The organism is Microbacterium oleivorans, from assembly GCF_023715745.1.
Taxonomy (GTDB): domain Bacteria; phylum Actinomycetota; class Actinomycetes; order Actinomycetales; family Microbacteriaceae; genus Microbacterium; species Microbacterium oleivorans_D.
The window spans coordinates 499,050-513,440 of the sequence record NZ_JAMBOV010000003.1 but is presented as its reverse complement, the minus strand read 5'-3'; the positions used below and the strand labels follow the sequence as shown (position 1 = coordinate 513,440).

Here is a 14,391-nt window from a genome sequence, read left to right as displayed (position 1 = left end):
GTTCGGCGGCTGTCAGTGGCCGGAACGGATGCGGTCTGCCGCCGCGGCGCCGAAGGAGACGGTCCCCAGCGCGCACGGGAACGCGGTGAACGCGACTCCGGTGGGTGTCATTTCGATGATCATGTCAGGGGACCTCCTTTCTCAGACTTCTGACGCGAGCACTGACACTAGACCCGCCCTGGGCGCGGCGTCAAGTGGAGAATGCGGATCGTCCGCTAGCGTGGACGGGACGTCGACCCCGGAGGCCCCCATGCACCTGAAGAGCGTGACGCTCAAGGGGTTCAAGTCCTTCGCGCAACCGACGACCTTCGCGCTCGAGCCCGGCGTGACGTGCATCGTCGGCCCCAACGGATCGGGTAAGTCCAACGTCGTCGACGCGCTGGCCTGGGTCATGGGGGAGCAGGGCGCGAAGACGCTGCGCGGCGGGAAGATGGAGGACGTCATCTTCGCCGGCACGGCCACGCGCGGCCCGCTCGGTCGCGCCGAGGTGCAGCTCACGATCGACAACTCCGACGGAGCGCTGCCGATCGAGTACAGCGAGGTGACGATCAGCCGGACCCTGTTCCGCAACGGATCGAGCGAGTACGCGATCAACGGTGAGACCTGCCGGCTCCTCGACGTGCAGGAGCTGCTGAGCGATTCCGGCCTGGGCCGCGAGATGCACGTCATCGTCGGCCAGGGTCGCCTCGACACCGTGCTGCAGGCGAGCCCGGAGGACCGCCGCGGATTCATCGAGGAGGCCGCGGGCATCCTGAAGCACCGTCGCCGCAAGGAGAAGACGCTCCGCAAACTCGAGGCGATGGAGGCCAATCTCACTCGGTTGAGCGACCTCGCCGGCGAGCTGCGCCGACAGCTGAAGCCGCTCGGCAAGCAGGCGGAGATCGCCCGCGAGGCGGCGACGATCGCCGCCGTCGTCCGGGATGCCAAGGCCCGTCTGCACGCCGACGAACTGGCTCGGCTTCGCGGGGAGCTCGCCGACCACGCACGGGCCGAGCACGAACGGCACGCCGAACGGCTCGTGCTTCAAGATCGCGCCGACGGGCTCCGCCGACGCATCGAGGAACTCGAGAACGATCAGCGCGCGGAGGCCGTCGATCGAGCGCGCGCGGTGACCTTCGAGCTCGGCCGGGTGCAGGAGAGGCTGCGCGGGCTGTATTCGCTCGCCGGTCAGCGCCTGGCTCTGCTCGACGACGACAGCGATCAGCCCGACGTCGGAACCACGGTCACCCAGGGGGCCATCGACGAGGCCCGTGCGGATGTCGATCAGATCGCATCGGGGCTCGGCGACGCTAAAGATGCCGCTGCCGCCGCAGCCCGCGACGTCATCCGCGCACGCGCCGAGCTCGACGCGCTGGACACCGACATCGCCGCGCAGAGCGCGCTGGTCTCCGAACACGACATGCGTCTCGCCTCGCTTCGGGGCCGCGCCGAGGCGGCTGCGTCCAAGGCGGAGGCGCTCCGGACAGCGCTCGAGCGCCAGCAACGCGCACTCGACGCGGCCGAGCAGCGTCGAACCGAGGCCGAAGACGCACTGGCATCGATCGCGCCGGCGTCCGAGGACCCGGCTGACACGTCGACCGTGTTCTCGGCGGCGTACGAGCGCGCACAGCGCGAGGCGTCGGATTCGGAGACAGAGGTCGGATCCATCCGCGATCGTCTCCATGCCGCGGAGCGCGAGCGGGAGTCGCTTCTCGCGGAGACCGCGGCCCTCGGGCGCGCCCTCGACATCCGCAACGCAGCAGCGGCGATCGTCGATCGCGGCGGGGACGGGGTCCGCGGCATCGTGAGTGACGCCATCCGCGTCTCGTCCGGGTTCGAGGCCGCCGTCGCGGCCGCGCTCGGTGCACTCGCCGAGGGCGTCCTCGTGGACGACATCGCCACGGCGCGAGAGGTGATCGCGACGGCTCGCGAGCACGAACTCGGCGTCGTCGACATCGCGGTGAGTCGGGGGCCGGCTGTGTCGAAGCCCGCGCTCGAGGGGGAGTGGACCTGGGCTGCGGACGTCGTCGACGCGCCGGAGGGTCTGCGGGCCGTGCTGGCCGGCGTCGCCATCGCCGCCGATCTCGACGCGGCTCACGCGGCGGCGGTCGCCGCAGCCGATGCGGGAGAGCGGATCGTGGTCGTGACCCGCGCGGGAGAGACGGTCACCGCCAGCACGCTGAGCGCCGGCTCGGGTCAATCGCGGTCTCGACTCGAGCTCGCCGCCGAGCGCGACGCTGCTCGCCTGCGGCTCGACGAGGTCTCAGTGATCGCGGATTCCCTGCGCGAGGCGCTCGCCGATGCGCAGGCGGGATGGGATGCCGCCCGTCAGCGAACGCGCGATGCATTGGCTGCGCTCCGAGAGCACGACTCCGCCCTCGCCGCTCACGCGGAGCAGCTCAACCGTGCGACGGTTCGCCTCGAATCCGCCGGTGCCGAATGCGACCGGCTCCGCGCCGGCCTCGGGCAGGCCGAGGCCGCGGCTCGAGACGCCGAGAACGCCGCACGCGCGGCGGCGGACGCGTTCAGTGTCGCCGAGGAAGCGCCCCGTCCGATCCTCGATGCGTCAGCCCGCGACGGGCTCCTCGACGCTCTGGAGTCGGCTCGCGCGCGGGAGATGGACACCCGGCTCGATGTGGAGACGCTGCGCGAGCGCGTCCGCGCGGCCGAGGCCCGCGTCGGACAGCTCGAGCGGCAGCGGGAGAAGGAACGCGCGGCGGCGGAGGCCGCGGCGCGTCGTGCGGTCATCCGCCGTGCCCAACGTGCCGTCGCAGCGGACGTCGTGGCGGCGCTGCCGCCTGTCCTGGACTCCATCGACCGTTCGACGGTGCAAGCCCGCGTCGAGCTGGAGCATGCGGAGCAGACCCGCACCGCGCTGACTGCGGAGCTCGCGGAGCTGCGCCGCGACGACGCGACCACCCGGGAACGATTGAACCGGCTCACTGAATCGGTCCATGGCCTCGAACTCCAGATGCACGAGAAGCGTCTGCACGTGCAGAGCCTGCTTGACCGGGTGCAGTCGGAACTCGGCCTCGGCGAAGATATTCTCCTGGCGGAATACGGCCCGGACGTCCCCATTCCGGTCGACGACGACGAGGACGTTCCGTTCGATCGCACCGCGCAGATGCGCCGACTGCAGGAGGCCGAACGCAAGCTCGCCCAGCTCGGACGGGTGAACCCGCTCGCCCTCGAGGAGTTCGCCGCTCTGGAACAGAGGCACGCATTCCTCACGGAGCAGCTCGACGACCTCGTCCGTACACGAGCCGACCTGCGGACGATCATCGAGGAGCTCGACGAGCGGATGCAGACCATCTTCCTCGCCGCGTTCGAGGACACGAGGGTGGCCTTCGGGGAGGTGTTCCCGATCCTCTTCCCCGGCGGGACCGGGTCGATCTCGCTCACCGATCCCGACAACCCGCTGACGACGGGGATCGAGGTCGCCGTGCGGCCGGTGGGCAAGAAGATCGAACGCCTCTCGCTGCTCTCGGGCGGTGAGCGGTCGCTCGCCGCGGTGGCGCTCCTCACCGCGATCTTCAAGGCCCGCCCGAGCCCCTTCTACATCCTCGACGAGGTCGAGGCCGCCCTCGACGACGCCAATCTGGGTCGCCTGCTGGGCGTGTTCGAGCAGCTCCGCGCATCGAGCCAGCTCATCGTCATCACCCACCAGAAGCGCACGATGGAGATCGCGGACGCCCTGTACGGGGTGTCCATGCGTCAGGACGGCGTCTCCGCCGTCGTCGGGCAGCGCGTGCGCGAACGCGCCGGGGTGTGACCGCCAGAGTGCGCTAGCGTGTGCGCAGCGCGGTCATCGGTGACTGTGCCCGGACACAAGGGGTGGGGATGAAGGGTGCTGCGCGCGTGAATGCGGTGCGACGGAGTGTGGCGGCCATGGTGATCGCGGGCGCGCTGGTCGGCGCCCCACTGACCGCCGGCGCGGCGGTGGCCGCGCCCGCGATCTCCGCGAGCGACGTCCGGGCGATCGTCCCGGCGGCCAAGCCGCCGATCACGACGTTCAAGAACTGCACGGCGCTGAACAAAAGCTACAAGGGCGGGGTGGCGCGGTCCGGTGTGACCCACAACACCGTCAACGGCAAGAAGAAGCCGTTCAAGGTCAAGCCGTACATCTCGACGGCGCTCTACAACGCCAACAAGAAGATGGACCGCGACAAGGACGGCATCGCCTGCGAGAAGGGCTGACGGCGTCAACTAGCCTGGGATCATGGCGGAGAGCTCCTGGTCCCTCGGTCGCGCGCTGCGCGGCATGTTCGTCAAGCCGACGATCGATGAGAACACGTGGGATGACCTCGAGACGGCTCTGCTGACCGCGGACTTCGGGCCCGACATCACCGAGCGGATCGTCGATGAGTTGCGCGAAAAGGTCGAGCGCTTCCGCACGACCGATCCGAAGGATCTCCAGCGGATGCTGCGCGAGACGCTCGAGGAGCACTTCGCGAAATTCGACACGACCCTCCGGCTGACCGAGCGTCCCGCCGTCGTGCTCGTCGTCGGTGTCAACGGTGTCGGCAAGACGACCACCATCGGGAAGTTCGCGAACTACCTCAGGCGCTTCGGGCGCTCGGTCGTCGTCGGCGCCGCCGACACGTTCCGTGCGGCCGCCGTGGATCAGCTCGCCACCTGGGCCGAGCGCGGGGGCGCGGCGATCGTCCGTCCCCAGCAGGAGGGGCAGGACCCGGCATCCGTCGCCTTCCAGACCATCGAGCATGCCGTCCGCACCGGTACCGAGATCGTCCTGGTGGACACCGCCGGGCGGCTGCACACCAAGGGTGGCCTGATGGACGAGCTGACGAAGATCCGGCGCGTCATCGAGAAGCAGGCTCCCATCAGCGAGGTCCTGCTCGTGCTCGATGCGACCACCGGTCAGAACGGCGTGATGCAGGCGGAGGCGTTCCTGGAGCACGCGGGTGTCACCGGGCTCGTGCTGACCAAGCTCGACGGCTCGGCTCGCGGCGGCTTCGTGCTCGCGGTGCAGGAACGCACCGGCATCCCGGTCAAACTGCTCGGGCAGGGCGAAGGAATCGGCGATCTGACCGGTTTCACCCCTCACGTGTTCGCCTCGGCGCTCGTCGATTGACCCAGGCGGTCGCGCGCGACCTCCAAGGCTGGTTTCATTGATGCATGGCGATCGAGCACGACTACTTCGGACTCCTCGAGTCCGGACCCGACGGGTCGATCTTCTGGTCGGAGGTCGTGGACTTCGGTGATCAGCGGGTGACCGTCGATCTCACCGCGCCCGACCAGGACGATGTCTCCATCGACGCGCTCGACGTGGCGGCCGCGATGATCGCCGCCCTGGAGACCATCGATCTCCGCGCGCGGAACGCGATGGTCTCCGAGCTGGACGACCGCACGAGCGAGGTGACCGAGTTCATCCTCCAGCAGCAGGAGATGCTGGGCGAGGATCTCGACGACCTCCTGGTCGACGTGTCCGGGGACACCCACATGGACGTCATTCGGTCCCTGCAGCTGATGAGCATGACGATCCTGGCCGACGAGCACGGTGGCAAGGATCCGTTCGCCGTCCTCGAGTACGCCCTCGATCCGGACTCCACCGACGACGTCCTCCTCGTGAACCTCGACGTCTCCGGCGCCGTGCAATCGGTGACCAGCGCCGACTGAGGAGCCGTCAGCCGCGTGGGGCGTTCGCCCAATCGAGCGCGTCCCGCAAGACGGCGAGGTCTCGGTACCAGGTGCGCACCTCCGTGCGGCAGCGCACCCGCTCGATGCGGGTGTCGTACTCCCCGCACTCGGCGAGGGCCTCGGAGTCGGTGGGCGGGAAGTCGGCCGACCCGTCGTAGTAACTGATCTCGAACCCGTTGGCAGCGTCTCCGGTGACCGCGACCACCGTGTCGGGCGCGGGCTCGGTGACGGCTCCGGGGGTCGATACCGCCGCCGCGTGCGGCAGCAGGGCGGCGAGTGCAGCGGCCGCAGCGAAAGCGGTGGCGAGCGGAAGTGACGTGCGCATGGGGCTCCTTCGATCGGGCCGGGACATCCGGCATCCCGACGGTAGGAGCGTGGAGCAGCGCCAGGCCGCGGCCCGCCTGTCGCCGGGGAGGAGCGATCCGGAGCGCGGGCTGGGGAGGAGGCGTCACACGGCCTGTGCGAACCCCTCCGCCTCCGCCTCATCGGCGAGGTGCGCGAGTGCTGCGGGGATCTCCCGGCCCTTCGACCGCATCGAGCGGGCCCAGAGCCGACCCGCACGGTACGACGAGCGCACGAGCGGCCCGGCGAGGACGCCGAGGAACCCGATGGATTCCGCGATTTCCTTCAGCTCGACGAACTCCTGAGGAGTCACCCAGCGTGCGACCGGGAGGTGACGCGGTGTGGGTCGCAGGTACTGCGTCAGGGTGATGATGTCCGTCCCTGCGGCGTGCAGGTCCCGCAGGGCCTCCTCGATCTCGCCTCGCTCCTCGCCCATGCCGAGGATCAGGTTCGACTTCGTGATGAGGCCGGCATCCCGTGCCCGCGTCAGCACTCCGAGAGAGCGGTCGTATCGGAACGCCGGGCGGATCCGCTTGAAGATCCTCGGAACCGTCTCCACGTTGTGGGCGAACACCTCGGGCCGCGACGCGAACACGACGTCGAGCAGCTCCGGATCCCCGTTGAAGTCCGTGGCCAGCAGCTCCACGCCGGTCCCCGGGTTGTCGGCGTGGATGCGGCGTACCGTCTCCGCGTTGAGCCAAGCGCCACCGTCCGCGAGATCGTCGCGCGCGACGCAGGTCACCGTCGCGTAGCGCAATCGCATGCGCGTGACGCTCTCCGCGACCCGGCGCGGCTCATCCGTGTCGTAGTCCGCGGGCTTGCCGGTGTCGATCTGACAGAAGTCGCATCGCCTGGTGCACTGCGAGCCACCGATGAGGAAGGTCGCCTCGCGATCCTCCCAACATTCGAAGATGTTGGGGCATCCGGCCTCCTGACAGACGGTGTGCAACCCCTCGTCCTTCACGAGACCCTGCAACTCCCGGTACTCGGGCCCCATCTTCGCCTTCGTCCGGATCCACTCCGGTTTGCGTTCGATGGGCGTCTGCGCGTTGCGGACTTCGAGGCGCAGCATCCGTCGCCCCTCCGGTGCGGCGGGCGAGCTCACGCGGCGACCTCGCTCCCATACTCGGCCGCGAACGCTTCTGCGACGGCGGGCAGGATGTCGGCGGGGGTGATCCGTCGTCCCGACCGGTCGCTGAGCGTCGTGACTCCGGCATCCGTGATCCCGCACGGGATGATGCGCTCGAAGGGCTCGAGCGTGTTGTCGCAGTTCAGCGCGAAGCCGTGCATCGTCACACCGCGCTGCACGCGAACCCCGATCGCGGCCACCTTCGAGAAGACACCGTCCACGTCGACCCACACACCGCTGCGTCCATCGACGCGGACACCGGCGACGCCGACCGTCTCGGCGACGGCGATGAGGAGATCCTCCAGACGACGCACGTGAGCGACGACGTCGACCGGTTCCGGGAGGCGCACGAGCGGGTAGCCGACGAGCTGGCCCGGTCCGTGCCACGTGATCTTCCCGCCCCGGTCGACATCGACGACCGGCGTCCCGTCCACCGGACGCTCGTGACGCGCGGTGCGCGCCCCCGCGGTGTAGACGGCTTCATGCTCCAGGAGCAGAAGGGTGTCGCGGCGGGTCCCGCCGGCGATCTCGGCGTGCAGCTCGCGCTGCAGGTCCCAGCCCTGCCGGTAGGGGACGAACGTCGGCGCCATGCCGACGGTGAGGATGTCGATCACAGATGCTCCTGATGGCCTTGTTGGACTCCGTGCAACAATACGCCGAGGATAGGATCTCCGCATGACGACCGGCCGTCCCCGCGCGTCCTCGCGGGAGGTGCTCTCCGAGGCTGCGTGCGAACTCTTCCTCGAGCGCGGGTACCACGCGACATCCGTCACCGATATCGCGGGACGCGCGGGCGTCAGCCGGTCCAGCTTCTTCAACTACTTCGAGTCGAAGGAAGCGATCCTCTGGTCGTCCCTCGATGAGAGGATCGAACGCCTCCGCGCGCAGGTGCCGCTCGCGGATCCCGTTCGCGGGGTGGCGGAGCTCTGCTCAGGCCTCACGCCGGACAGTCTGGCGCTGGCGCTGGTCCACGCCGAAGCGATGGGGGTGGAGGACGAGCTCGAGCGCGCGGCGGCGGTGCGTCAGGCGCGCATCGCGCAGGCCGTCGACGTGTCCCTCCAGCGGGCCGGAGTCGCGCCCGTCCGGGCTGCAGTGGCGGGAGCCGCCCACGCTGCGGCCGTGATGATCGCGATCGAGCGATGGGCTCGGGGCGGGCCCGGTCGACGACCGCTGTCGGATGAGCTCGACGGCGCGCTGCGGGTCGCCGCGGTCACCCTCCCCGCCGACGGCGGGACCGCGCGCGGTCTCGACTAAACTCGAGCCATCATGGCTACCTTCGGCACGCTCTCAGATCGTCTCACCGAGACCTTCCGCAACCTCCGCACGAAGGGCAAGCTCTCGCCTGCCGACATCGACGGAACCGTGCGGGAGATCCGACGGGCTCTCCTCGACGCGGACGTCGCGCTCCAGGTCGTCAAGGACTTCACCGGCAAGGTGCGCGAGCGCGCTCTCGGTGACGAAGTGAATCGCGCGCTCAACCCCGCGCAGCAGGTCGTGCAGATCGTCAACGAGGAGCTCGTCGCGATCCTGGGCGGCCAGCAGCGGCGTCTGCAGTTCGCTAAGCAGCCGCCCACCGTCATCATGCTCGCGGGACTTCAGGGCTCGGGAAAGACCACCTTCGCCGGCAAGCTCGCGAAGCAGCTCGAGAAGGACGGACACACCCCCCTCCTCGTCGCTTGCGACCTGCAGCGGCCCAACGCCGTCAACCAGCTCACGGTCGTGGCGGAACGCGCCGGAGCGGCGATCTACGCGCCGGAGCCGGGGAACGGCGTCGGCGACCCGGTGAAGGTCGCTCGCGAGGGAGTCGAGTACGCCCGCCGGCAGCAGTACGACACCGTCATCATCGACACCGCGGGTCGCCTCGGCGTGGATGCGGAGCTCATGAAGCAGGCCGCGAACATCCGCAAGGTGACCGATCCGGACGAGGTGCTCTTCGTCATCGACGCGATGATCGGTCAGGACGCCGTCAACACGGCGAAGGCGTTCCAGGACGGCGTCGACTTCACCGGTGTCGTGCTGTCCAAGCTCGACGGAGACGCGCGCGGTGGTGCCGCGTTGTCGGTGGCATCGGTGACGGGCCGTCCCATCATCTTCGCCTCGACCGGCGAGGGCCTCGACGACCTGGAGGCCTTCCACCCCGACCGGATGGCGAGTCGCATCCTCGACCTCGGCGACATCCTCACCCTCATCGAGCAGGCGCAGCAGGCGTTCGACGAGGAGGAGGCGCAGCGCGTCGCGCAGAAGCTCGCGACCGAGCAGTTCACCCTCGAGGACTTCCTCGAGCAGCTGCAGCAGGTCCGCAAGATGGGCTCGATGAAGAAGATGCTGGGGATGCTGCCCGGTATGGGGCAGATGAAGCAGCAAATCGAGAGCTTCGACGAGCGCGAGATCGATCGCACCGAGGCGATCATCCGTTCCATGACCCCCGGGGAGCGTCGCAATCCGAAGGTCCTCAACGGATCCCGCCGACTCCGGATCGCGCGCGGCTCGGGCATGACGGTCACCGACGTCAACCAGTTGGTGCAGCGGTTCGACCAGGCGGCGAAGATGATGAAGACGGTGGCGCGGGGCGGCGTGCCTTCGATGCCGGGCATGGGTGCGATCGGCGGCAAGCCCGGCGCCTCGAGCAAGCGCGGCAAGAAGCAGAAGAGCAGCGGCGGGTCCCGATCGGGGAACCCTGCCAAGCGCGCCGCGGAGAACGCGGGGCTCGCGGCGGCGAACTCGGCTCCTTCGGGGTCGGGCTTCGGGCTGGGCGGTGCGCCGCAGCCGACGGAGGCCGACCTCACCGAGATCCAGAAGCTCTTCGGGAAGGGCTGAGGAATCAGCCGACCGACACGAACTCCCGCAGTGTCGGTCCGGCTCGGAACTCGCGGATGAGGTGGTGGACGACCTCGCGGAGGTCTCCGTCGGCGGCATCCGCGACGCGGATCTGGCGTTCGTAGCTCGCCCCCTGATCGAGGATCTGGGCCACGCCGGCGAACTCCTTCGCGCAGTGCAGCTCCGCCGCGATGGGGGAGAGCGCTTCGGTGATCTCGCGGAGGTGATCCGCGACCGGGCGCTGCCGTCCGTCGCGATCCACGATGATCTCGGTGTCCAGGCCGTACCGAGCGGCCCGCCATTTGTTCTCCCGCACGAACCACGGCTGGATGGTGGGAAGCGGTCGGCCCTCGTCGAGCATGCGGGAGAAGTGCTCGGCCAGCACCTGGACGAGTGCGGCGACGGCCGCGAGCTCGGGCAGGGTCGACATGCCGTCGCAGGCGCGGATCTCGATGGTGCCCCACCGCGGCGCAGGTCGGATGTCCCACCGGACCTCGGTGGCATCCGCCATGACGCCGGTGCGGACCATGTCATCCAGGTACGCCTCGTACTCCGACCAGGACTCGAGCCGCCATGGAAGCCCGGCCGTGGGGAGCTGTTGGAAGACGAGGGCGCGATTGGATGCATACCCGGTGCGTTCCCCCGCCCAGAACGGGCTCGACGCGGACAACGCCTGCAGGTGGGGGAGGTAAGCCGAGAGCGCGTTGATCAACGGGAACACTTTGGAGACGTCCTCGACGCCCACGTGGACGTGGATGCCCCAGATCATCATGTTCCGCCCCCACCACTGCGTCCGCTCGATGAGCGTGTGGTAGCGCGTCTTGTCGGTCACCTGCTGGTCGTACCACCGGGCGAAGGGGTGGCTCCCGGCGCACAGGAGTTCGATATCGCGAGCATCCGTCACCGTTCGGATGAGGTCGATCGCATCGGCGACGTCGTCGACCGCCGCAGCGACGGTGTCGCCGACGCCGCTGGTGACCTCGATGGTGTTGGTGAGCAGTTCGCCGGTCACGGTGTGTCGTTCATGGCGCGTCTGGTCCTCGATCCGGTCGAGGATGCTCGGTGCGGCCGGGACGAGGTCGCCGGTCGAACGATCCGCCAGCATGAGCTCCCACTCGATCCCCACGGTCGAACGAGCGGATGTGGCGAAGGTCACCGTCATGCGGCCCAGTGTGTCACGCCCGTTCGGCGGTTCGCGGCATCCTCCCGCATCTGGCAGAATGGACGGTTGGACCGCCTTGCCCGACCCTCTATCCGGCTCGGAGGTCCACCGCAGAGCTCCCGCCGGGTGTGCACCCCACGCTCCAGGCGACGTTCATCATCATTCGCAACACCATTCAGGAGAATTGTGGCTGTCAAGATCCGTCTGAAGCGTCTCGGCAAGATCCGTGCGCCCTACTACCGCATCGTCGTCGCCGACTCGCGCACCAAGCGCGACGGTCGCGTCATCGAGGAGATCGGCAAGTACCACCCGACCGAGCAGCCCTCGTTCATCGAGGTCGACTCGGAGCGCGCGCAGTACTGGCTCTGCGTCGGTGCTCAGCCGACCGAGCAGGTCGCCGCCATCCTCAAGCTGACCGGCGACTGGGGCAAGTTCAAGGGTGACAAGGACGCCGTCTCGACCGTGAAGACGGCCGAGCCGAAGGCGCCGTTCGAGTTCGACTCGTCCAAGAAGTCGGTCATCAAGCCGAAGGCGGAGAAGAAGGCCGAGGCGCCCGCCGCCGAGGCCGAGGCCGCCGACGACGCGACCGAGTCCGAGTAAGACCTTGCTGGCCGCCGCGCTCGAGCACATCGTCAAGGGGATCGTCGATCACCCGGACGACGTCGCCATCGCCTCCAGCACGTCGCCCCGCGGCGAGGTGCTGGAGGTGCGTGTGCACCCCGATGACCGGGGTCGTGTGATCGGGCGCGGCGGACGCACGGCGAAGGCCCTGCGCACCCTCATCTCTGCTCTGGCCGACGGTAAGCGCGTCCGCGTTGACGTCTCGGACGACTGACGTGTCCGCGAAGTCGGCCCGCACGCAGCTCCGCGTCGGACGCCTGGTCAAAGCGCACGGTCTCAAGGGCGCCCTCAAGCTCGAGCTCTACACGGACGATCCGGACGGACGCTTCACGCCGGGCGCGGAGTTCACTCTGCAGGTGCCGGAGTCATCGCCCTGGCACGGTAAGACCGTCACGGTCCGCGAGTTCAAATGGATGAATTCGCACCCGGTCGTCTTCCTGGAGGGGATCGACGACCGCACGGCTGCCGAGTCCATCGTCCGCGCGATCCTCTGGATCGATCAGGATGCCACCGAACCGGTCGTCGAGGATGACGCCTGGTACGACCATCAGTTGGTGGGCCTCGACGTGGTCCGTGACGGGGGTGTGATCGGGCGCGTCACCCGCGTGGATCACTTCCCTGCACAGGATCTGCTGGGCGTGCAGCTGACGGGGGAGGACCGCGAGGTCCTGGTTCCCTTCGTCAAGGCCATCGTCCCCGAGGTCGACATGGCGGCCGGCCGACTCGTCGTCACTCCTCCCGCCGGCCTGTTCGAAGACCTCCCCGCCGAGGAGGACGCTCGTCCGGAGGACGGCGACGAGGGCGCTTCCGGGTCCTGACGTGCGCATCGACGTCGTCACGATCTTCCCGGCCTTCTTCGACGTCCTCGAAGTCTCGCTCCTGGGCCGCGCTCGAGGCGCGGGTCTGCTGGACATCCGCGTCCACGACCTGCGCGATCACACGACCGATCGACACCGGACCGTCGACGACACCCCCTACGGTGGGGGCGCGGGAATGGTCATGAAACCCGAACCCTGGGGCCGGGTCCTCGACACCATCGCCGCAGACGGCGAAGACGGAACGGATGCGGAGTCGGGTCCACTCTTCGTCTTCCCGTCGCCCGCGGGGGAGCGGTTCACGCAGTCCCTTGCACGCGAGTGGAGCACGGAGCGGCACATCGTCTTCGGGTGCGGGCGTTACGAAGGCATCGACGAGCGAGTCTTTGCGTACGCCTCGACCCTCGGGCGCGTCCGACTGGTGAGTCTCGGCGACTACGTGCTGAACGGCGGCGAGGTCGCCGCGATGGCCATGATCGAAGCCGTCGGACGCCTTGTTCCCGGCGTCGTGGGCAACCCGGAGAGTCTCGTCGAGGAGTCACACGAGGACGGCCTCCTCGAGTACCCGTCCTATACCAAGCCGGCATCCTGGCGCGGCCACGACGTCCCCGATGTGCTCCTGAGCGGTCACCATGGACGCGTCGCGCAGTGGCGGCGCGAGCAGCAGATCGAGCGGACGCGTCTACGACGACCGGACCTGCTCAGCGACTGATCCGCTGACGCCGATTCCCTCGGGCGCGGGGCGGCGTAGCATCAGAAGATGGCTCTGCGTCGCGGATTCTTCTTCTGGCTCCTGCCGAGTGCGGTGGTTCTCCCGCTGTGGCTGGTCGTCGGGTGGATCGTGTCGGATGCCGGTGGCTGGGCCCTCGCCTGGGTCCTGATCATGGCGATCCCATCCGTGCTCATCGGCCAGCTCATCCTGACGCTGCTGATCCGCTCGCGGGGCACCGTGCGGCACACCCGGACGGTCTCGTGGTGGGACGTCGCCGGAGTGGGCGTGTGGCACATCCTGACGATCGCCGTCGGCTTCTTCTCGGAGGTCTGGTTCTGGCCGCTGCTCATCGCAGCGACGCTGGTCTACCTCGCCGTCTTCTGGCTCTCCCTCCGGCAGCTGTTCCAGGAGGCGCGCCCGTCCGTGATCCTCCGGAGGTACACGGCGCCGGCGCAGACGCCCGACAGGGTCGTCGTGGTCGAGGAGCACCGCGACCCGCTCACGTGAGTCGGTAGAGCGCGGTTTGGCCGGGGTCGGCATCCATGGCAGAATGACCCTTTGTGCCGTGACAGTTCTCTGCCTCGGGGGAGTTCGGAACCTCATCGGATCCGACCGGCACCGCATCCTTTTCTCCTCTTACTCTCGCGATCGACCTGAGGCGGTCGCAGGAAGTGACGATCATGCAGATCCTCGACTCCGTCGACGCAGCCTCGCTGCGTTCGGACATCCCCGTCTTCAACGCCGGCGACACCGTCAAGGTGCACGTCAACATCACCGAAGGCAACCGCTCGCGTATCCAGGTCTTCCAGGGTGTCGTCATCGGTCGCTCGGGCGACGGCGTGCGCGAGACCTTCACCGTCCGCAAGATCAGCTTCCAGGTGGGCGTCGAGCGGACCTTCCCGGTCCACAGCCCGGTGATCGACCACATCGAGGTCGTCACGCGTGGTGACGTCCGTCGTGCGAAGCTCTACTACCTGCGCGAGCTGCGCGGCAAGAAGGCCAAGATCAAGGAGAAGCGCGACAACTGATCGCGCTCCTCGACGGATGCCCCGGGACCCGGTCCCGGGGCATCCGTCGTTCCCGGGCGTTTCGATGCTCCGCACGCGCGCGATGTGCGACGCTGGTGGATGGTCGCCGAACCCCGGCACCGGTGAAG

General features: G+C 68.8%; 16 protein-coding genes. 12 read left to right on the top strand and 4 right to left on the bottom strand.

From position 1 onward, the window contains the following. The first annotated feature begins 250 nt into the window (after positions 1-250). The 4 genes from smc to M3190_RS10445 all read left to right on the top strand — a co-directional run bounded on the left by smc (position 251) and on the right by M3190_RS10445 (position 5,616). Positions 251-3,751, top strand: coding sequence for a chromosome segregation protein SMC (smc, locus tag M3190_RS10460; protein ID WP_251581091.1), 3,501 nt, complete (start codon positions 251-253; stop codon positions 3,749-3,751). Between the two features lie 68 nt (positions 3,752-3,819). Beyond that, on the top strand, positions 3,820-4,176 hold the full coding sequence (locus tag M3190_RS10455; protein WP_251581081.1) for an excalibur calcium-binding domain-containing protein: 357 nt from the start codon (positions 3,820-3,822) through the stop codon (positions 4,174-4,176). Positions 4,177-4,198: 22 nt separating this feature from the next. Next, on the top strand, positions 4,199-5,071 hold the full coding sequence (gene ftsY, locus M3190_RS10450) for a signal recognition particle-docking protein FtsY (RefSeq protein ID WP_251581079.1): 873 nt from the start codon (positions 4,199-4,201) through the stop codon (positions 5,069-5,071). A gap of 44 nt (positions 5,072-5,115) precedes the next feature. Beyond that, a complete protein-coding gene (locus M3190_RS10445) occupies positions 5,116-5,616 on the top strand; it encodes a DUF2004 domain-containing protein (protein ID WP_251581071.1) in 501 nt (166 codons plus the stop codon). A gap of 7 nt (positions 5,617-5,623) precedes the next feature. Here the strand turns inward: M3190_RS10445 and M3190_RS10440 are convergent, their stop codons facing one another. From M3190_RS10440 to lipB, 3 genes are all read right to left on the bottom strand, one after another. Then, the gene (locus M3190_RS10440; protein ID WP_251581069.1) at positions 5,624-5,962 is read right to left on the bottom strand and encodes a hypothetical protein; all 339 of its coding nucleotides are present in this window, start codon (positions 5,960-5,962) and stop codon (positions 5,624-5,626) included. Positions 5,963-6,085: 123 nt separating this feature from the next. After that, positions 6,086-7,051, bottom strand: a complete 966-nt coding sequence (lipA, locus tag M3190_RS10435) for a lipoyl synthase (protein ID WP_251581067.1) — start codon at positions 7,049-7,051, stop codon at positions 6,086-6,088. 29 nt (positions 7,052-7,080) lie between these two features. Next, positions 7,081-7,722, bottom strand: coding sequence for a lipoyl(octanoyl) transferase LipB (gene lipB, locus M3190_RS10430; protein WP_251581065.1), 642 nt, complete (start codon positions 7,720-7,722; stop codon positions 7,081-7,083). A 61-nt stretch (positions 7,723-7,783) separates the two neighbouring features. On the opposite strand from lipB, the gene M3190_RS10425 reads away from it, so the two are divergent. Both M3190_RS10425 and ffh read left to right on the top strand, forming a co-directional pair. Beyond that, positions 7,784-8,362, top strand: a complete 579-nt coding sequence (locus tag M3190_RS10425; protein ID WP_251581063.1) for a TetR/AcrR family transcriptional regulator — start codon at positions 7,784-7,786, stop codon at positions 8,360-8,362. Between the two features lie 12 nt (positions 8,363-8,374). After that, complete coding sequence (gene ffh, locus M3190_RS10420; RefSeq protein WP_251581061.1) at positions 8,375-9,925, top strand: signal recognition particle protein; 1,551 nt, start codon at positions 8,375-8,377, stop codon at positions 9,923-9,925. Between the two features lie 4 nt (positions 9,926-9,929). Here ffh and M3190_RS10415 read toward each other — a convergent pair whose 3' ends face one another. After that, positions 9,930-11,087 (bottom strand): glutamate--cysteine ligase, encoded by a 1,158-nt coding sequence (locus tag M3190_RS10415; protein ID WP_251581046.1) that lies wholly within the window; start codon positions 11,085-11,087, stop codon positions 9,930-9,932. A gap of 186 nt (positions 11,088-11,273) precedes the next feature. On the opposite strand from M3190_RS10415, the gene rpsP reads away from it, so the two are divergent. The 6 genes from rpsP to rplS all read left to right on the top strand — a co-directional run bounded on the left by rpsP (position 11,274) and on the right by rplS (position 14,263). Beyond that, complete coding sequence (gene rpsP, locus M3190_RS10410; RefSeq protein WP_251581039.1) at positions 11,274-11,687, top strand: 30S ribosomal protein S16; 414 nt, start codon at positions 11,274-11,276, stop codon at positions 11,685-11,687. A gap of 4 nt (positions 11,688-11,691) precedes the next feature. Beyond that, a complete protein-coding gene (locus M3190_RS10405; protein ID WP_251581037.1) occupies positions 11,692-11,922 on the top strand; it encodes an RNA-binding protein in 231 nt (76 codons plus the stop codon). 1 nt (position 11,923) lies between these two features. Beyond that, a complete protein-coding gene (gene rimM / locus M3190_RS10400) occupies positions 11,924-12,526 on the top strand; it encodes a ribosome maturation factor RimM (protein WP_251581035.1) in 603 nt (200 codons plus the stop codon). A gap of 1 nt (position 12,527) precedes the next feature. After that, positions 12,528-13,235, top strand: coding sequence for a tRNA (guanosine(37)-N1)-methyltransferase TrmD (gene trmD / locus M3190_RS10395; protein WP_251581033.1), 708 nt, complete (start codon positions 12,528-12,530; stop codon positions 13,233-13,235). Between the two features lie 48 nt (positions 13,236-13,283). Then, positions 13,284-13,742 carry an MFS transporter permease gene (locus M3190_RS10390; RefSeq protein ID WP_251581031.1) on the top strand — a complete coding sequence of 153 codons (459 nt, stop codon included), beginning with the start codon at positions 13,284-13,286 and terminating at the stop codon, positions 13,740-13,742. A 173-nt stretch (positions 13,743-13,915) separates the two neighbouring features. Further along, positions 13,916-14,263: a 50S ribosomal protein L19 gene (gene rplS / locus M3190_RS10385; RefSeq protein ID WP_064002469.1), complete on the top strand. Its 348-nt coding sequence runs from the start codon at positions 13,916-13,918 to the stop codon at positions 14,261-14,263. Positions 14,264-14,391: the final 128 nt, after the last annotated feature.

Excerpts from the sequence above, each read along its gene's own strand:
- ftsY (WP_251581079.1), top strand. The coding sequence starts at position 4,199 with ATGGCGGAGAGCTCCTGGTCCCTCGGTCGCGCGCTGCGCGGCATGTTC.
- lipA (WP_251581067.1), bottom strand. The coding sequence starts at position 7,051 with ATGCTGCGCCTCGAAGTCCGCAACGCGCAGACGCCCATCGAACGCAAA.
- M3190_RS10415 (WP_251581046.1), bottom strand. The coding sequence starts at position 11,087 with ATGACGGTGACCTTCGCCACATCCGCTCGTTCGACCGTGGGGATCGAG.
- smc (WP_251581091.1), top strand. The coding sequence starts at position 251 with ATGCACCTGAAGAGCGTGACGCTCAAGGGGTTCAAGTCCTTCGCGCAA.
- M3190_RS10440 (WP_251581069.1), bottom strand. The coding sequence starts at position 5,962 with ATGCGCACGTCACTTCCGCTCGCCACCGCTTTCGCTGCGGCCGCTGCA.
- M3190_RS10445 (WP_251581071.1), top strand. The coding sequence starts at position 5,116 with ATGGCGATCGAGCACGACTACTTCGGACTCCTCGAGTCCGGACCCGAC.
- M3190_RS10455 (WP_251581081.1), top strand. The coding sequence starts at position 3,820 with ATGAAGGGTGCTGCGCGCGTGAATGCGGTGCGACGGAGTGTGGCGGCC.
- ffh (WP_251581061.1), top strand. The coding sequence starts at position 8,375 with ATGGCTACCTTCGGCACGCTCTCAGATCGTCTCACCGAGACCTTCCGC.
- M3190_RS10390 (WP_251581031.1), top strand. The coding sequence starts at position 13,284 with ATGGCTCTGCGTCGCGGATTCTTCTTCTGGCTCCTGCCGAGTGCGGTG.
- M3190_RS10425 (WP_251581063.1), top strand. The coding sequence starts at position 7,784 with ATGACGACCGGCCGTCCCCGCGCGTCCTCGCGGGAGGTGCTCTCCGAG.
- rplS (WP_064002469.1), top strand. The coding sequence starts at position 13,916 with ATGCAGATCCTCGACTCCGTCGACGCAGCCTCGCTGCGTTCGGACATC.